Source organism: Pseudomonas sp. GW821-FHT11G12 (assembly GCF_058808055.1).
On the sequence record NZ_JBXARH010000005.1, the window covers coordinates 138,471 to 156,150 of the forward strand.

Here is a 17,680-nt window from a genome sequence, read left to right on the forward strand (position 1 = left end):
GGACCAGACGTGAAATAGCGGTCTTGTCGTTCTGACAAGACCGCTATGCTGCAAAACCCTTCTGTTTACCTGATCGTAGTGGATCAGCGTTCCCGAACTCATCTGTTGTACTGTGCGCATCGCATTGATGTACTTCGTGTCTCTGCGCCTCAATTTAAACTCTTCCCAATACACTGATGTTCTGCGCTTGAACGTCGTAAATAATACAATACGTCGTCCCTGTGGTTTTCCTTCCTCGCTTGAGCGATTTGGCGATGTTTTCTTTCGGTAAAATGTCTGACATATCATCTGTTAAAACGAGGAATATTCTGAGCGAGTGCTTGGCGGGTTGTGGGATTTTTTCCAGGAGTGTGTTTATTTTTGATTCGGCGTTCATGCCCCGAATGTCGATGATACACAGCGTACTCAGCGGTTTCGGTAGTTTTACAGTCTGAATTCCGGTAACGGGTTGGTCACCCGGTTCTCCGGGGAAATCAATGTTGTTATCTTCAAATGCTTTCAGAAAGTTCTTGTCGTCATCAAAGTCCGAAGGTGCATAAAGGGATCGGTAGTTGAAGTTCAAGGTGATGAAAAACAGGAACAGTAAATAGAATGGAAAACTGATCAGAAACCAGATGTAGATTTCCCGTTCGTCATTGTCAAGAAAGGGCAGGGACACCGCTGCGGACGTTTCGGAGATGAACGCGAATATGGCAATGACACTGATGGGGTTGGTGATTTTCTTGTTGATCTTTAACATATTCTTTACTCATGAGTATGATCTTTCTCGTCATGTTGGAATGTTGGAGTTGTTGTAAGGGGAGTGGAGGCTTTTTGTCCCCGATGTCTGGTATTTATATTAAAAACGGCCGGGTGGATATAAATATGTTGTTTCGGTTTTTTGTCGTGTCGAGTCCCTCTTTTCAGGATTCGCTACTCGATAAGCCGGTGTTGCAGGTTAAATAATTTTCAAGTGGTCACTTGGTCTGGATGTCTTGTCGCTACATTTATGAGTCTTTTCTGTAGGAGAAATCTTTATTGCCTGTAGGAAGTGTCTCTCGCTGCCAATGCAAGGGAACTTCGCTATGCCATGGGTGAAATGACTACGTTATTGTGCCGGTTCTAAAAATTCGAACAGCGAAACTGGACTTGCCCATGAATAAAGTGCTGATCGTGGATGATCACCCGGTCATTCGTCTTGCGGTGCGTATGCTGATGGAACGTCATGGCTACGAAGTCATTGCAGAAACGGATAACGGAGTGGATGCATTACAACTGGCTCGCGACCAGATGCCCGATATTGTCATTCTGGATATCGGTATACCGAAACTTGATGGACTGGAAGTCATTGCGCGTCTTACAACCAGCGCGATGCCTTTGAAAGTGCTGGTGTTGACGTCCCAGGCCCCGGGCCATTTTTCCATGCGCTGCATGCAGTCGGGAGCGGCGGGATATGTTTGCAAACAACAGGACCTGACCGAGCTGCTCAGCGCTATCAAGGCTGTGCTGTCCGGGTACAGCTATTTTCCGAATCAGGCGTTGCACACCGTACGCACCAGCCTGGGCAATGCCAGTGAAGCCGACATGGTCGATCGTTTGTCCGGGCGCGAGATGATGGTGTTGCAGCAGTTGGCACGCGGCAAGACCAACAAGGAAATCGCCGATGGCATGTTTCTCAGCAACAAGACCGTCAGCACCTACAAGACGCGGTTGCTGCTGAAGCTCAATGCGCGTTCACTGGTGGATCTGATCGAACTTGCCCAGCGCAATGGCCTGGTCTGACCGCTTCAGTCGCTGACGGATCCTGGGCAGGTCGGCATCAGCTTGCAGCAGAAACGAAAAAGCCTCCGTTGCGGGAGGCTTTCAAATGTCAGAGATCAAAGTCGTAATCGGCCAATTGCTTCTGCAGTCGGCGCTCCTCAAGCATGTTATCGATGGTGCGGCGTTTGCTCAGGTTAGTCTTGGCGACCTCAACCACCGGTTCGTCGTCCGACTCCGCGACGAAATCGTCTTCTACGTCCACTTGCTCTTTGCTGGTGCTCATAAGGTTAACTCCAGGCTAAGGCTGCCTTTGGCGCTCCTTATATCGATATTCCAGCAGATCGTAAAAAAGATTTTTTCAATCGCAATATCAATAAACTTAATAGACGCTCAATCGTCCGAAGTTTTGTCCTTGTATTCGCACAAGTCTTCGATCCGACAGCTGCCGCACCGCGGCTTGCGGGCCAGGCACACGTAGCGCCCGTGAAGAATGAGCCAGTGATGCGAATCGAGCAGGTATTGCTTGGGCACAAACTTCATCAGTTTGTTCTCCACCTCGACCACGTTTTTGCCCGGCGCAATACCGGTGCGGTTACTGACCCGAAAAATGTGGGTGTCCACCGCCATCGTCAATTGACGGAACGCGGTGTTGAGCACGACGTTGGCAGTCTTGCGGCCGACGCCGGGCAGGGCTTCCAGCGCTTCGCGCGTCTGTGGGACTTCGCCATTGTGCAACTCGACCAGCATGCGACAGGTCTCGATCACGTTTTTGGCCTTGCTGTTATAGAGGCCGATGGTCTTGATGTACTCGGACAAACCTTCGACGCCCAAGGCATGAATGGCGGCCGGCGTGTTGGCCACCGGGTAAAGCTTCGCCGTCGCCTTGTTCACCCCGACGTCAGTCGATTGTGCGGACAGAATCACCGCGATCAACAACTCGAAAGGCGAAGAGTAGGCGAGTTCGGTCTTGGGTTCGGGATTGTCCTCGTGAAGCCTGCGGAAGATCTCCAGACGTTTTGCGGCATTCATGGGTGATGCGTTTCCTCGGATAGGGCGGCAGGGCGAGAACAGGCCTGACGGGCGGCGAGCACCAGCCCCAGCAGTATGAAGGCGCCGGGAGCCAGCGTCGCGAAATGCAGGCCGTCGCCGAACAGAATAAAACCTTGCCAGTGATCCGACAGGTGATGGCCGATGCTGCCCTGACCGAGCAGCTCGCGCAACACCGCCAGCACGGTCATCAGGGTGGTAAACACGCCACAGATTTTAAGACGCCATCGGGCTGGCAGTCGAAAGAATCCATTGTGTTCGAATATGACGCACTGCAGACCGATCAGGCCGGCGTAGAGGCTGATCATCTGATGCCACTGCACAGCGGCGCGCTGCAGCAGAATATCGGCGCACCCGGCCAAGGTCGCGGCGATTACCAGACTGACCGCCAACAAGGTTTCACTGCTCAGGCGCGACCGCAGTGGTGCCATGCACAAGCCGTACATGCTCACCACAACGGCGAACATCAGCAGGATCGCCAGCGCGCCGGCCACTGAGTCAGTGGCACCGATCAACAGCACCAGCATCATTGAGTTCGACAGGGTCGTTGATGCGTTCATGGCGCGCTCCCCAGCAGGGTCGTCCGGTGGTCGTCGAAGTAACGCAGAGCATCGTGGATGGCGTTGATGGCCGCGCGAGATGTGATGGTTGCGCCAGCGATCTGGTCAAATTGCCCCTGATCCTTTTTCAAGGCCCATCCGGCATCGGTCGGCTGGCTGCTGGATTTACCGATAAACGCCTGCAACCAGCTATTTGGCCAGTCACCGAGATGCCCGCCCAGCGCCGGCGTTTCAGTTTGCTCAAGGGTTTTCACGCCGAGCAATCGGCCATTGGCATCGATGGCAATCAGCAGCTCGATGCGACCCGCATAACCCTCGGTCTGGCTGCGCAGCAGCACCGCCACGGGTTGGCCGGCCCTGGTCGCCCGATAACCGCCCAGCAACTCGCTGTGGCTCAGATGGGTGTCGGTCAGCGCCAGAGGCTGTTCCAAAGGCTGATTGTCGTAGGCGTCGACTGAAAGTACATCCAGCAGTTTGCGACTTTCGAGCTGGCGCTGTTCGGCGGCGATGTGCGGCGCATTGCTGCGTTGCACAACATAAGTCGCGCCGACACCAATCGTTGCCAGCAGCGCCAGGGTGATCAGGCTGCTTGTGCGGTTCATGGCATCACCTGCGACTGACGAGCGGCTGCAATGCGTTCCAGCGCCGGCACGCACAGATTCATCAGCAACACTGAGAACGCCACGCCATCCGGATAGCCGCCCCAGGTGCGAATCAGATAGGTCAGCAGACCGACGCCCACGCCGAACAACAAGCGGGCGAGCGGACTCTTTGCCCCCGACACCGGTTCAGTGACGATGAAGAACGCACCCAGCATGGTCGCGCCACTCAGCAGATGAAACAGCGGCGAGCCATGAGCGTCGGACCCCGAACCGTTCCAGCACAGCAGGCTGATGACGAACAGGCTGGCGAGCATGCCGACCGGTGCGTGCCAGCCGATCACCCGGCGCTGTAGCAGCAGCAGTCCACCGGCAAGAAATGCCAGGTTCACCCACTCCACGCCATGCCCGCCGAAGCGGCCGAATGCCGGGTTGCTGGCAAACAATTCATCGATGGTCAGGCTTTTGTTGATGCGCAGGCTGTCCAGCGCCGTGGCCTGGACCCAGGCGTCCGGCGCCACGCCCAGGTTGAACACCTGTTCAATGGCCGTCGTCAGATCCATGCCATGGGCCGGCCAATGGGTCATCGGCTGCGGGAACATCACCATCGCGAAAGCAAAACCGAGCATGGCCGGATTGAAAGGGTTTCTGCCCACGCCACCGTACAAGTGTTTGCCTAACAGCAGGCCCGAGCCGATCGCCGTGACCGTCAGCCACCACGGGCAGTAAGGCGGCAAGGCGATTGCCAGCAGTGTGGCGCTGACCACTGCGCTGCCATCGGTGAGAGTGGCTTGCACCGGCTGCCGGCGCAGACGAGTCACGGCGGCTTCGACGCTCAAGGCTGTGACGACGGACAGGATCAGGTTGATCAACACGCCCCATCCGTAAAACCAGAACAACGCCAACAACCCCGGCAATGTCGCCAGCAAAACCAGCTTCATTGCCTGTTGCAGGCGTTCGTCTCTGGTTTCAATGGATGACATGGGCTTCTACCTGCCGCTCCGCCTCTTGCAGGCGGGTGCGGGCCTTGTCGAGGATCTCGGCTGGCGTGCCGTCACGTCGTTGCAGTTTGTTCAGGTCGGCGCGAGCGTAGGCCAGTTCGGTTTTCAGCTGACGAAGCTGGTTGTCGATCGGACGTTTCTCCACGCGCACAAGGTCGGGCAGCGGTTGATCGCTCGCGGCTTCGGCGTCGTGCAACGCTTGTTCGGCATCACGCAGTGCTTGTTCCAGCGCTGCAATTTGCTCCGGCGGAGCCTCTGCGGTCTGCGCCTTTTTCAGCTCGGCACGGCGCATCGCCAACTGGATTTTCGCCCGTTTCAAGTCGGCGTCTTTTGCTGGGGCTGTCACGACCGGCGCAGGTGCGGCGCTGCTTTCCAGTTTCGCCAGCGCTTGTTCGGCGGCTTCGAACTGCTGTTGCAATACGATCAATTGCGACTGTTGTTCGAAGGTCGGCGGATGACCGAAGGCTTTCAACGATTTGTGCAATTGAGCGCGGCTCATCGCCACATCGATCTTGGCCTTCTTCAGCGCGGCGTCGGCTGTCGCGGCTTTCTGCGCACGTACCCGTTCCAGCGCCGCTTGCACCGGATCGAGCGTGGTGGCTGCGACTTCAACCTGCGCCGCACGTTTCGCACGGGCTTCGCGTTCGGCCTGCTTCTGCTGTTCTTCTCTTTGCAGCCGGGCGTTACGCCGTTCGAAGCGTTGCCGGGCGTGATCGCGCTTGGCGGTACGCGCCTGTTGTTCTTCGAGGCTGTTGGCCAGGCCGCCCACCACTGGCAGCGTTCCGAGCGGCAGCGGGTGCATCTCGATGCAATCGACGGGGCACGGCGCCACGCACAGATCGCAACCGGTGCACTCGTCGATGATCACCGTGTGCATCAGTTTCGCCGCGCCGACGATGGCGTCGATCGGGCAGGCCTGTATGCACTTGGTGCAGCCGATGCATTCGGCTTCACGGATGAACGCCACTTGCGGCGGTGCCGCGCCACGGCTGATGTCCAGCTCCAGCACTGGGATTTTCAGCAGTTCGGCCAGCGCCGCGATGGTTTCGTCACCACCCGGCGGGCATTTGTTGATCGGCTCGCCGTCGGCGATGCCTTCAGCGTAGGGTTTGCATCCGGGATGGCCGCATTTGCCGCATTGGGTTTGCGGCAGCAAGGCATCGATGCGTTGAATCAGACTCATGTTTTGATCAGTCCACTGAATCCGAGAAAAGCCACGGCCATCAATCCGGCGCCGATCAACTGGATCGGCAGGCCACGAAAGGGCAGGGGAATATCGTTGTCGGCCGTGCGCTCACGCAAATCGCTGAACAGGCTCAACACCAGCCAGAAACCCAGACCGGCGCCAAGGCTCAGCGCAGTTGCATGAAACAGGCCTTTATCCGTTTGCGCGTTGATCAGCGTCAGCCCCAGCACACCGGCATTGCCCAGCAGCAACGGCCACAAACCGTCGAACGGCAGGGCGGGTCGCCAGCGCGCCAGCAACTTCAGCAACGGCGTGATCAGCAGGACGCTCAGCGGCAGGAATACAAACAGACGCAGGAATTCCAGTTGCAATGGCACCAGCAGCCAATGCCAGATCGCGTAACCCGCCACACCGACAATCAGCATCAGACACAACGTCGCCAGCCCCAACGCATGCACCTGACGGCGCTCGCCAGCCAGCAGCGGATCGACGCCCAGCGGCCAGTGCAACACGAAGTTGTTGATCAGCGCAGCACTGAAGAGCGTAAGCACGAGTTCGGTCATGGTTCTGCCGGTGAGAGCGGGCGAGTGTCACTTAAGATTAGGCATTATCCGGCGGCCATGACGGGTGGGCCAGATATGAAAAATCCCACAGGCGCACGGGGTACGCCTGTGGGATCGGTCAGTGCAAAACCTTACTTGATGCGCTGACCCGGCTTGGCGCCGCTGTCTGGGCTCAGCAGGTAGATTTCTTCACCGCCAGGGCCGGCCGCCATCACCATGCCTTCGGAGATGCCGAACTTCATTTTCCGTGGCTTGAGGTTGGCGATCATCATGGTCAGGCGACCGTCGAGTTTCGACGGATCCGGATAGGCGCTCTTGATCCCCGAGAATACGTTGCGTTGTTCGTCACCGATGTCGAGGGTCAGGCGCAGCAGCTTGTCCGCCCCTTCAACGTGTTCGGCCTTGACGATCAGTGCGACGCGCAGGTCGACGGCGGCGAAGGTGTCGAAGTCGATTTCCGGCGACAGCGGATCCTTGGCCAGTTCGCCATTGCCGGCAGGCGCGGCGGCGCCGGTGTCGGTCTGGCTGGCGGTCAGGTCTTCTTTCGAGGCGTCGGTCATGGCTTGCACTTTTACCGGGTCGATGCGGGTCATCAACGGTTTGAATTCGTTCAACTGGTGGTTGGCCAGCAGCGTGGTGTGGTCGTTCCAGGTCAGCGGGGCGACGTTGAGGAACGCCTCGGCATCGGCGGCCAGCACTGGCAACACCGGCTTGAGGAAGATCACCAACTGGCGGAACAGGTTGATCGCCGTGGCGCAGACCGCCTGGACTTCATCCTGCTTGCCTTCCTGCTTGTTCAGCGACCACGGTGCCTTGTCGGCGATCCAGGCGTTGGCGCGGTCGGCCAGGGCCATGGTTTCGCGCATGGCACGGGCGAAGTCGCGGGCTTCATAGGCGTCGGCGATGCTCGGCGCAGCGGCGAGGAACGCGTCGGTCAGTTCCGGCGCGGCGTTGGTGTCGACCAGCAGGCCAGCGTTGCCCTTCTGGATGAAACCGGCGCAACGGCTGGCGATGTTGACCACTTTGCCGACCAGGTCGGAGTTGACCTTCTGCACGAAGTCTTCGAGGTTCAGGTCGAGGTCGTCCACGCCACGGCCCAGTTTGGCCGCGTAGTAGTAGCGCAGGTATTCCGGCGACAGGTGATCCAGGTAGGTCCGGGCCTTGATGAAGGTACCGCGGGACTTGGACATCTTCTGGCCGTTGACGGTCAGGTAGCCGTGCACGTTGATCCCCGTCGGCTTGCGGAAACCCGCGCCTTCAAGCATCGCCGGCCAGAACAGGGCGTGGAAGTTGACGATGTCCTTGCCGATGAAGTGGTACAGCTCGGCGGTGGAGTCCTTGCCCCAGAACGCGTCGAAGTCCAGCTCCGGCGTGCGGTTGCACAGGTTCTTGAAGCTGGCCATGTAGCCGATCGGCGCGTCCAGCCACACGTAGAAATACTTGCCTGGTTCGCCCGGGATCTCGAAACCGAAGTACGGCGCATCGCGGGAGATGTCCCACTGTTGCAGGCCGGCGTCCAGCCATTCGGCGATCTTGTTGGCCACGGCGTCCTGCAGGGTGCCGCTGCGGGTCCAGGTCTGCAGCATCTGCTGGAAGTCCGGCAGCTTGAAGAAGAAGTGCTGGGAATCCTTGAGCACCGGAGTGGCGCCGGAGATTGCCGACTTCGGATCCTTCAGGTCGGTCGGCGCGTAGGTCGCACCGCATTTTTCGCAGTTGTCGCCGTACTGGTCCTCGGTGCCGCATTTCGGGCAGGTGCCCTTGATGAAGCGGTCGGCCAGGAACATTTTCTTTTCCGGGTCGAAATACTGGGTGATCGAACGTTGGGCGATGTGCCCGGCGTCACGCAGCTTCAGGTAGATCTGGCTCGACAGCTCACGGTTTTCTTCGGCGTGAGTGGAGTGGAAGTTGTCGAAGTCCACCAGGAACTCGGCAAAGTCGGCGCTGTGTTCAGCCTGGACATTGGCGATCAGTTGTTCCGGGGTGATGCCTTCCTTTTCCGCGCGCAGCATGATCGCCGAACCGTGGGCGTCGTCGGCGCAGACATAAATGCACTGATTGCCGCGATGCTTCTGGAAGCGCACCCACATATCGGTCTGGATGTATTCCAGCATATGGCCAAGGTGAATCGAACCGTTGGCGTAGGGCAGGGCGCTGGTGACGAGAATCTTGCGTGGTTCGGACATGTGGGGCTTCGCTACTTGATGAAACGGAGGTCGGCCACTATAAAGCGCCGGGAAAGATATTTCACCCCTGCAAATCGTTGCCGGGCATGCCGTCCGGAGGACAGAAGGGGTAGGATACCCGCCATCTTTTCCCAGTCTTGTTATCGGAGTTGCCCATGAGCGCCGTCACTCGCGCAGCGGTGGAAGCCGTCCTCAGCCAATACACCGACCCTTACCTGAACCAGGATCCGGTCAGCGCCGGTTGCGTGCGCAACATCGAAATCACCGGTGATCGCGTCAGCGTGCAGCTGGAAATCGGTTATGCCGCCGGTCTGTTCAAGAGCGGCTGGGCGCAATTGCTGCAACTGGCCATCGAAAACCTCGACGGCGTAGTGTCGGCCAAGGTCGAGGTCAACAGCGTGATCGCCGCGCACAAGGCCCAGGCGCAGATCCCGGGGCTGGCCAACGTCAAGAACGTGGTCGCCGTGGCGTCCGGCAAGGGCGGCGTGGGCAAATCCACCACCGCCGCCAACCTGGCGCTGGCACTGGCCCGTGAAGGCGCGAAAGTCGGGATTCTCGACGCCGATATCTACGGCCCGAGCCAGGGCATCATGTTCGGCATTCCCGAGGGCACCCGTCCGCAGGTCAAGGATCAGAAGTGGTTCGTGCCGCTGCAGGCCCATGGCGTGGAAGTCATGTCGATGGCCTTCCTGACCGACGACAACACGCCGATGGTCTGGCGCGGGCCGATGGTCTCCGGCGCGCTGCTGCAACTGGTCACGCAAACCGCCTGGGGCGACCTGGACTATCTGGTGATCGACATGCCGCCAGGTACCGGCGACATCCAGCTGACCCTGGCGCAGAAAGTCCCGGTGGCTGGCGCCGTGATCGTCACCACGCCGCAGGATCTGGCGCTGCTCGACGCACGAAAGGGCGTGGAGATGTTCCGCAAGGTCAACATTCCGGTGCTGGGCGTGGTGGAAAACATGGCCGTGCACATCTGCTCGAACTGCGGACACGCCGAGCATCTGTTCGGTGAGGGCGGTGGCGAGAAGCTGGCGACCCAGTTCGGCGTCGAGCTGCTGGCGTCGTTGCCGCTGTCGATGCTGATCCGCGAACAGGCCGATGGCGGCAAACCGACGGTGATTTCCGAGCCGGACAGCCAGATCGCCATGGTCTATCAGGAACTGGCCCGCCACGTCGGTGCGCGGATCGTGTTGCAGGAAGCGGCATCGCCAGCGATGCCGAATATCACCATCAGCGACGATTGATGCCTGTGGTTTAAACAAAAACGCCCCGGTGCCTGTGCACCGGGGCGTTTTTCATTCCGCGACAGAGGTCAGATGCGCAGCCCGCCGTCCATCTCCAGAATCCGGCCGGTGTAGTAGTCGTTCTCGAAGATGTACGCCGCCGAATGGGCGATCTCTTCCGGCTTGCCCATGCGTTTGAGCGGAATGCCCGAAGTCATTTTCTCCAGCGCTTCCGGTTTCATGCCCAGGGTCATCTCGGTTTCGATGAAGCCCGGCGCGATGCCGGCCACACGAATGCCGTAGCGTGCCAGTTCCTTGGCCCAGGTCACGGTCGCTGCCGCCACACCGGCCTTGGCGGCGGAGTAGTTGGTCTGGCCGACGTTGCCCGCGCGGGAGATCGACGAGATGTTGATGATCGCGCCACTGTTCTTCAGCTCGACCATTTTCGCCGCCACTTCACGGGTGCAGAGGAACACGCCGGTCAGGTTGACGTCGATCACCGCCTGCCATTGGGCCAGGCTCATCTTGGTCATTTCGCCGTCCTTGACCTTGAGCAGCAGGCCGTCGCGCAGGATCCCGGCGTTGTTGATCAAGCCGTGAATCGCGCCGAAGTCCTCGGCGACCTGGGCAACCATGTGCGTCACTTGCTCTTCATTGGCGACGTTGCACAGATAGCTGCGCGCCTCGACGCCCTTGGCCTTGCAGGCCGCGACGGCGTCATCGAGTTTTTCCTGGTTCAGGTCGACCAGTGCCAGCTTCGCGCCCTTGCCGGCGAAATACTCGGCCATCGAGCGGCCCAAGCCTTGGCAACCGCCAGTGATAATGATTACTTTGTCGTTGAGTTGCATTCGCATGTCCCCGAGAGCAGGTCAGAGTGGTGTCCTTTAGAGAGCCTCTCGATCTGCGCCTGACAAAGCCCGGCTGCACATGAGAACTGCCCCTGTGGCGACTGAAACTTATCCATGTCGCCCGTCCGTTTTTTCGACGGATTCTATTTAAGGAGTCATAAATTGAGCGTTGAAGCGGCTAAGAATGCCCGAGAATTGCTTCTCAAGGAATACCGTGGCGTGCTGTCGACCCACTCCAAATCGATGCCCGGTTTTCCGTTCGGCTCCGTGGTTCCCTACTGCCTGGACGAGCAGGGCCGGCCGCTGATCCTGATCAGCCGCATCGCCCAGCACACCCACAACCTGCAGAAAGATCCGAAGTGTTCGCTGCTGGTGGGCGAGCGCGAGGCCGATGACGTGCAAGCCGTCGGTCGCCTGACCTATCTGGCCGAGGCTCAAAAGCTCGAAGATGCGGCTGCCATCGAAGCCGCCGCCGAGCGCTACTACCGCTATTTCCCCGACTCGCAGAATTACCACAAGGCCCACGATTTCGACTTCTGGGTGCTCACTCCGGTACGTCATCGCTACATCGGCGGTTTCGGCGCGATCCACTGGGTCGATCACCTGACCCTGGCCAACCCGTTCGCCGGCAAGGCCGAAATCAGCATGGTCGAGCACATGAACAGCGACCACGCCAAGGCCATCGCGCATTACGTCGACCTCGCCGGGCTGCCGAAAACCGTCCCGGCGCAAATGGCCGGGATCGACACCGAAGGCATGCACCTGCGCATCGGTCAGGCGCTGTACTGGCTGCCGTTTCAAGCGCCTTGTCATACGCCGATACAAGTGCGCGAAGCCTTGGTTTCTCTGGCTCACGCCGAGGTCTGGCCAAAAAATGCGGTGGCCGACGCTTGAATTCACGAAAGGGCGACGTCATCTAAGGCTTACTGCAAGGCATTTCTTGCGTTGAGGAAACTTTGATGCGCCCTTTTTTGTTGCTCTTTCTGCTGTTCCCGGTGTTGGAGCTGTTCGTATTCGTCAAAGTGGCAGGATCGATCGGATTTTTCCCGGCCCTGCTGCTGATCATTCTCGGCTCGATGTTCGGCGTGTTCGTGCTGCGCGTCGCCGGACTGGCAACCGCCCTGCGTGCCCGTGAAAGCCTGAACCGCGGCGAACTGCCTGCGCAAACCATGCTCGAAGGCCTGATGCTGGCCCTGGCCGGTGGTCTGTTGATCCTGCCGGGTTTCATCAGCGACGTGGTCGGTCTGGTGCTGTTGCTGCCATTCAGCCGTCGTCTGGTCGCCAACAAAATGCGCCAGCGCGCCGAAGAACAGGCCATGCGTCAGCGCGCGTTCGCCGATGACCTGCAACCTCGCGGCGGTCCCGCACCGCGCCAGCCTCTGGGTCGCGAAGGCGATGTGATCGAAGGCGAGTTCGAACACCGCGACACCCAGTAACTTCTGCATCGACACGGCACCTTCGGGTGCCGTGTTCGTTTGCGGGGCCAATTCATGAAGCCGCAGTGAAATTTTTTTAGCCCCGCCCTTGTAATAAGCTTATGCGCCCTTATGTATCGGTCACCGAAAGGTTTCCGACATTTGAGTCGGACAGACTTCCGCGGTTCGCTCGACGAGCCGCAACCGGCGCAGGCCGGATTCGTTAAACCCGCCGGGACTACACCGGCCGATGAAAACCACAATTAGGAGAGATCGACAATGAAGCTTCGTCCTCTGCATGACCGCGTCGTTATCCGTCGCAGCGAAGAAGAAAAGAAAACCGCTGGCGGTATCGTCCTGCCAGGTTCGGCTGCTGAAAAAGCCAACCACGGTGTGATTCTCGCTGTAGGCCCGGGCAAAGCTCTGGAAAACGGCGAAGTGCGCGCACTGTCCGTTAAGGAAGGCGACAAGGTTGTGTTCGGTCCTTACTCCGGCAGCAACACTGTGAAAGTCGACGGCGAAGACCTGCTGGTAATGAGCGAGAACGAAATCCTCGCTGTTATCGAAGGCTGATTACCCCCGTTCATTTTCCCGCTACTACAAAGTATTTAAGGAATATCGATCATGGCTGCTAAAGAAGTTAAATTCGGCGATTCCGCCCGCAAGAAAATGCTGGTTGGCGTAAACGTCTTGGCTGACGCGGTAAAAGCGACCCTGGGCCCGAAAGGCCGTAACGTGATCCTCGAGAAGAGCTTCGGCGCTCCGACCATCACCAAGGACGGCGTTTCCGTCGCCAAGGAAATCGAACTCGAAGACCGTTTCGAAAACATGGGCGCGCAGCTGGTCAAAGACGTTGCCTCCCGTGCCAACGATGACGCTGGTGACGGTACTACCACCGCTACCGTTCTGGCTCAGTCGATCGTCAACGAAGGCCTGAAAGCCGTCGCTGCCGGCATGAACCCGATGGACCTGAAGCGCGGTATCGACAAAGCGACCATCGCTGTCGTTGCCGAGCTGAAAAAGCTGTCCGCACCATGCACCGACACTAAAGCGATCGCTCAGGTTGGCACCATCTCCGCCAACTCCGACAACTCCATCGGCGACATCATTGCCGAAGCCATGGAAAAAGTCGGTAAAGAAGGCGTGATCACCGTTGAAGAAGGCTCGGGCCTGGAAAACGAACTGTCGGTTGTAGAAGGCATGCAGTTCGACCGTGGCTACCTGTCCCCATACTTCGTCAACAAGCCAGAGACCATGGTTGCCGAGCTGGAAGGCGCGCTGATCCTGCTGGTCGACAAGAAGATCTCGAACATCCGCGAAATGCTGCCAGTACTGGAAGCCGTTGCCAAAGCCGGCCGCCCACTGCTGATCGTTGCCGAAGACGTTGAAGGCGAAGCCCTGGCGACTCTGGTAGTGAACAACATGCGTGGCATCGTTAAAGTCGCAGCCGTCAAGGCTCCAGGCTTCGGCGACCGTCGCAAGGCCATGCTGCAGGACATCGCCGTTCTGACCGGCGGTACCGTTATCTCCGAAGAGATCGGCCTGAGCCTGGAAAGCACCACCCTGGAACACCTGGGTAGCGCCAAGCGCGTGACCCTGTCCAAGGAAAACACCATCATCGTTGACGGTGCTGGCGTTGAAGGCGACATCCAGGCGCGTATCGCTCAGATCCGTGCCCAGGTTGCCGAGACTTCCTCGGACTACGACCGTGAAAAACTGCAAGAGCGTCTGGCCAAGCTGTCCGGCGGCGTTGCAGTGATCAAGGTTGGCGCCGGTTCCGAAGTTGAAATGAAAGAGAAGAAAGCCCGCGTTGAAGACGCCCTGCACGCAACCCGCGCAGCCGTTGAAGAAGGCGTGGTACCTGGCGGTGGCGTTGCGCTGATCCGCGCTCTGAACGCGATCATCAACCTGAAAGGCGACAACGCCGACCAGGACGTAGGTATCGCTGTTCTGCGTCGTGCCGTTGAAGCACCGCTGCGTCAGATCGCTGCCAACAGCGGCGACGAGCCAAGCGTTGTGGTCAACGAAGTCAAGAACGGCAAAGGTAACTTCGGTTACAACGCTGCGACTGGCGAATACGGCGACATGATCGAAATGGGCATCCTGGACCCAACCAAGGTAACCCGTTCCGCTCTGCAAGCTGCATCGTCGATCGGCGGTCTGATCCTGACCACCGAAGCCGCTGTTGCTGACGCACCGAAGAAAGACGGTGCTGCTGGCGGCGGTATGCCAGACATGGGCGGCATGGGTGGCATGGGCGGCATGATGTAAGCCAGCCTTACCCCGAAACGAAAAACCCCGCCTGCGATGAGCAGGCGGGGTTTTTTATTGCCCTGATTTTATAGGCAGAGCTTCAAGTACTCAGGCGTTGACCGGTTGTGCCTGCGTGACTGCTTCCGCTTTGACGGTCGGGCGATACAGCACCCAGTAATACGACCCCAGGCAGATCAGCCAGCAGAAAATCGCCGTCCACACGTTGTGCGAAAAGAAGTGCGCGCCCTGCATCATCCGGCTGATCGAGAACACCGAGCCCAGCGCAAAGGCAAAGATGAATGCCTGCCGCGCCAGTCGCGGGCGACGGTCACGCAGCACGAAGAACAGCGCAAACAAGGTGAAACCCGTTGCGGCATGGCCACCGGGCCAGCAACGTCCGGGCTTGTCGGTCGGCGGGCGGTGATCCAGCAGTTTGCTGTAGGTTTCATGGCCGCCGAACTGCTCAAGGCTCCACGGACACTGCACGGCAGTCACGGCTTTCATCGGTGTCACGAATGACGTCGCCAGGCCCAGCGACAGCACCAGGCAACCCAGCTCACGCTTGAAGGGCTTGAGCCGCGCGATGAAGAACGCCGCGATGAAACCAATGACGGAAAACACCGAAAACGCGATCACCACCTGTTTGGCGCGGTCGTGAAGGATGTTCTCCAGGAAGTAACTGTGGCGCCCGATGAAGTCGCCGGCGGCGGGGTCGTAAAACATCCGGGCCAGGTTCATGTCCAGATCGGTCAGTTCGAGCAAGACCAGAATGGCGGCCGCGACGGCGGGTATCCCCAGGCACAGCCAAAAATTCAGCGGGCGAGGGGCAGGGCGTACAACGCTTGATGACATGAGGGATCCAGAACGGGAAAACGCCCCGGGGCATCAGCCCGGGGCGCTTCGATTAACGATCGCTGACTTGCGCGGCACCCTCCTTGGGCGCTTTCCAGCCAAGCAGCTGTTGCTTGAAGCCATAACTGGCGGTTTGGTAATACGTGATGGCGCGACTCACCAGCGGGTCGTCGCTGTTGACCCGGGACTCGCGGCTTTCGGTCAGTGCGTCGTCATGCCGGCGCAGGCCCTGGCGTGGGCTGAGGATCGCCAGATCCTTGCCGTCGAACAGCCCCAGATGCTGATAGTTGCCCACCACGACCCGAGGTGGCAGCGGGTTGTCCTGCAGCAGATTGCGACCGAAGAAGGTCGATTGGTAATCCAGGTTCAGCAACCCCAGCAGGGTCGGCGCGAGGTCGATCTGGCTGGCCAGTTGCGCGTTTTCCCGTGCTTCGATCATCTTCGGTGCATAGATGAACAGCGGGATCTGGTAGTTGGTGATCGGCAGGTCTTCCTTGCCCGCGCTGCCGGCCGTGTGGTCGGCGACGAAGATGAAGATCGTGTTGTCGAACCACGGCTTCTCACGCGCCTGCGCCAGGAACTGGCCGATGGCGTAGTCGGTGTACTTCACCGCACCATCACGACCGTTGCCGGACTTGATGTCGATCCGGTTATCCGGATAGGTGTACGGACGATGGTTGGAGGTGGTCATCAGTTGCAACAGGAAAGGCTGCTGCTTGGCGTAGTCGGCGTCCGCCAGCTTCAGGGTCTGTTTGTACAGATCCTCGTCAGCCATGCCCCAGGCGTTCTTGAAGTGAATCTCCGACTCATCGACGCTGCTCTGATCGACAACGCGATAGCCATTGCCACTGAAGAACGCGTTCATGTTGTCGAAGTAACCACGCCCACCGTACACGAACACGCTGTCATAGCCGACCGCGCTCAATTGCTGGCCGAGGCTGGCGAAACCGCTTTCGCGACCGATGCGCTTGACGATCGAACGGCCCGGCGTCGGTGGAATGGCCAGGGTGATGGCTTCCAGTCCACGGTCTGTGCGAGTGCCGGTGGCGTAGAAATTGTTGAAGTACAGGCTCTGCTTGCGCAAGGCGTCGAGGTTCGGCGTCAGGTTGCGGCCATCACCATTGCTGCCCAGGTATTTGGCGCTCAGGCTTTCGATGGTCACCAGCACGATGTTCGGCTTGCGGGTGACGCCGGGGTTATCGATATTGCGACGGATGTCCTGCGGATCCTGGCCGACGAAACGGGCATTGGGCTCGTTCAGTTCGGCACGAATCTGACCGGCAACCTTGTCTGCTGGCAGGCTCTTGTAGAACTGGCTGTAGTCCAGTTCGTTGTTACGGAACGCGGCGAAGAACTGATACGGGCCATTGCTCGCCAGTTCATTCTGATAGGCGTTGCCGCCCTGGGCACGCGGTGCGTCCTGACTGACCAGTTGCAGGCTCAGGCCCGCCACCACCAACAGCGCCAGCGCATTGAGCAGACGTCCGCGCAGTGGCGGCAGCGGTGCATCCAGCGCTGCATTGAATGCCTTGCGCAAGACAAGACTCAGTCCCACGGCCAGAACTGCCAGAATGCTCAGCAACTTGCCGATCGGATAAGACTCCAGCACGTTGTTCAGCACTTCGTCGGAGTACACCAGGTAGTCGACGGCGATGAAGTTGAAGCGCACCCCGAACTCATCCCAGAACAGCCATTCGGCCACCGCCGTGAACAGCATGGCGTACAGGCTGACGGTCAGCAGTCCCTGCAGGAACCAGCGGTGACCGCGACGGCGCCACAAGGCCGGCGGGCACAGCAGCAGATACAGGCCCATCGGCAAAGCGGCATAGGCGAGGAAGCCCAGGTCGTAGACCAGACCGACACCGAACACGGACAGCGCACCGCCACCGGCCTCATCCAGATGAGTCAGCAGCAGTACGATACGGGTGAGGAGAAACACGACCAGCCAGGCACCGGTGACCAGCAGCAGATAGCGCATAGGCGCTGTCTTGAAGAAACCCATTGTTTTCTTTTCCTTTTATCAATGGCGCGGGAGTTTCGCGAAGTCACTGTAATGAGGTTGTGAACCGATAGTGAAAACTTTGTTAAAGATTTATGTTGGTTGAGCAAATCGATCTGTCGGGGCTGCAACCCTAGCCCTGAGCCGAAGTTGGCCGTAAGCTGCGCGGGCCATGACGGCCGTTACTGTGTACGGAAGAGGTGCC

The 17,680-nt window shown here is 59.0% G+C and carries 18 protein-coding genes; 6 read left to right on the forward strand and 12 right to left on the reverse strand.

What is annotated here, in order from left to right:
- Positions 1-154: 154 nt before the first annotated feature.
- A complete protein-coding gene (locus tag AC1RR7_RS16900; RefSeq protein WP_102620760.1) occupies positions 155-739 on the reverse strand; it encodes a hypothetical protein in 585 nt (194 codons plus the stop codon).
- Between the two features lie 395 nt (positions 740-1,134).
- On the opposite strand from AC1RR7_RS16900, the gene AC1RR7_RS16905 reads away from it, so the two are divergent.
- Positions 1,135-1,761 carry a response regulator transcription factor gene (locus AC1RR7_RS16905; RefSeq protein ID WP_085730184.1) on the forward strand — a complete coding sequence of 209 codons (627 nt, stop codon included), beginning with the start codon at positions 1,135-1,137 and terminating at the stop codon, positions 1,759-1,761.
- Positions 1,762-1,849: 88 nt separating this feature from the next.
- Here AC1RR7_RS16905 and AC1RR7_RS16910 read toward each other — a convergent pair whose 3' ends face one another.
- From AC1RR7_RS16910 to metG, 8 genes are all read right to left on the reverse strand, one after another.
- The gene (locus AC1RR7_RS16910) at positions 1,850-2,023 is read right to left on the reverse strand and encodes a PA3496 family putative envelope integrity protein (RefSeq protein ID WP_096818454.1); all 174 of its coding nucleotides are present in this window, start codon (positions 2,021-2,023) and stop codon (positions 1,850-1,852) included.
- Positions 2,024-2,130: 107 nt separating this feature from the next.
- Positions 2,131-2,769, reverse strand: coding sequence for an endonuclease III (gene nth, locus AC1RR7_RS16915; RefSeq protein ID WP_096818452.1), 639 nt, complete (start codon positions 2,767-2,769; stop codon positions 2,131-2,133).
- Positions 2,766-3,347, reverse strand: a complete 582-nt coding sequence (locus AC1RR7_RS16920; protein WP_493158031.1) for an Rnf-Nqr domain containing protein — start codon at positions 3,345-3,347, stop codon at positions 2,766-2,768. Before AC1RR7_RS16920 ends, nth begins: the two co-directional genes overlap by 4 nt.
- Positions 3,344-3,949 (reverse strand): RnfABCDGE type electron transport complex subunit G, encoded by a 606-nt coding sequence (locus tag AC1RR7_RS16925; RefSeq protein WP_493158032.1) that lies wholly within the window; start codon positions 3,947-3,949, stop codon positions 3,344-3,346. The genes AC1RR7_RS16920 and AC1RR7_RS16925 overlap by 4 nt, the downstream gene beginning before the upstream one ends.
- On the reverse strand, positions 3,946-4,929 hold the full coding sequence (locus AC1RR7_RS16930) for an RnfABCDGE type electron transport complex subunit D (RefSeq protein ID WP_493158033.1): 984 nt from the start codon (positions 4,927-4,929) through the stop codon (positions 3,946-3,948). Before AC1RR7_RS16930 ends, AC1RR7_RS16925 begins: the two co-directional genes overlap by 4 nt.
- Entirely contained in the window at positions 4,916-6,130 is a 1,215-nt protein-coding gene (gene rsxB, locus AC1RR7_RS16935; RefSeq protein ID WP_493158034.1) for an electron transport complex subunit RsxB, read from the reverse strand. Before rsxB ends, AC1RR7_RS16930 begins: the two co-directional genes overlap by 14 nt.
- Positions 6,127-6,696: an electron transport complex protein RnfA gene (locus tag AC1RR7_RS16940; protein WP_493072508.1), complete on the reverse strand. Its 570-nt coding sequence runs from the start codon at positions 6,694-6,696 to the stop codon at positions 6,127-6,129. The genes rsxB and AC1RR7_RS16940 overlap by 4 nt, the downstream gene beginning before the upstream one ends.
- A 131-nt stretch (positions 6,697-6,827) precedes the next feature.
- Entirely contained in the window at positions 6,828-8,879 is a 2,052-nt protein-coding gene (gene metG, locus AC1RR7_RS16945) for a methionine--tRNA ligase (protein WP_493158035.1), read from the reverse strand.
- Between the two features lie 155 nt (positions 8,880-9,034).
- Here metG and apbC point away from each other — a divergent pair, with 155 nt between their 5' ends.
- Positions 9,035-10,129 carry an iron-sulfur cluster carrier protein ApbC gene (apbC, locus tag AC1RR7_RS16950; protein WP_096818437.1) on the forward strand — a complete coding sequence of 365 codons (1,095 nt, stop codon included), beginning with the start codon at positions 9,035-9,037 and terminating at the stop codon, positions 10,127-10,129.
- Positions 10,130-10,197: 68 nt separating this feature from the next.
- Here the strand turns inward: apbC and AC1RR7_RS16955 are convergent, their stop codons facing one another.
- Positions 10,198-10,956 carry an SDR family oxidoreductase gene (locus AC1RR7_RS16955; RefSeq protein WP_011335726.1) on the reverse strand — a complete coding sequence of 253 codons (759 nt, stop codon included), beginning with the start codon at positions 10,954-10,956 and terminating at the stop codon, positions 10,198-10,200.
- 162 nt (positions 10,957-11,118) lie between these two features.
- On the opposite strand from AC1RR7_RS16955, the gene AC1RR7_RS16960 reads away from it, so the two are divergent.
- The 4 genes from AC1RR7_RS16960 to groL all read left to right on the forward strand — a co-directional run bounded on the left by AC1RR7_RS16960 (position 11,119) and on the right by groL (position 14,642).
- On the forward strand, positions 11,119-11,850 hold the full coding sequence (locus AC1RR7_RS16960) for a HugZ family pyridoxamine 5'-phosphate oxidase (RefSeq protein ID WP_096818435.1): 732 nt from the start codon (positions 11,119-11,121) through the stop codon (positions 11,848-11,850).
- Between the two features lie 65 nt (positions 11,851-11,915).
- Positions 11,916-12,392 (forward strand): FxsA family protein, encoded by a 477-nt coding sequence (locus AC1RR7_RS16965; RefSeq protein WP_096818434.1) that lies wholly within the window; start codon positions 11,916-11,918, stop codon positions 12,390-12,392.
- A 258-nt stretch (positions 12,393-12,650) separates the two neighbouring features.
- Positions 12,651-12,944 carry a co-chaperone GroES gene (locus AC1RR7_RS16970; RefSeq protein WP_007916610.1) on the forward strand — a complete coding sequence of 98 codons (294 nt, stop codon included), beginning with the start codon at positions 12,651-12,653 and terminating at the stop codon, positions 12,942-12,944.
- Positions 12,945-12,995: 51 nt separating this feature from the next.
- Complete coding sequence (gene groL, locus AC1RR7_RS16975) at positions 12,996-14,642, forward strand: chaperonin GroEL (protein WP_096818431.1); 1,647 nt, start codon at positions 12,996-12,998, stop codon at positions 14,640-14,642.
- A gap of 90 nt (positions 14,643-14,732) precedes the next feature.
- On the opposite strand, the gene AC1RR7_RS16980 is transcribed toward groL, so the two are convergent.
- Together AC1RR7_RS16980 and AC1RR7_RS16985 are read right to left on the reverse strand one after the other, a co-directional pair.
- The gene (locus AC1RR7_RS16980) at positions 14,733-15,476 is read right to left on the reverse strand and encodes a phosphatase PAP2 family protein (RefSeq protein ID WP_493066024.1); all 744 of its coding nucleotides are present in this window, start codon (positions 15,474-15,476) and stop codon (positions 14,733-14,735) included.
- Between the two features lie 52 nt (positions 15,477-15,528).
- On the reverse strand, positions 15,529-17,478 hold the full coding sequence (locus tag AC1RR7_RS16985; protein WP_102620751.1) for an LTA synthase family protein: 1,950 nt from the start codon (positions 17,476-17,478) through the stop codon (positions 15,529-15,531).
- Positions 17,479-17,680 lie beyond the last annotated feature (202 nt).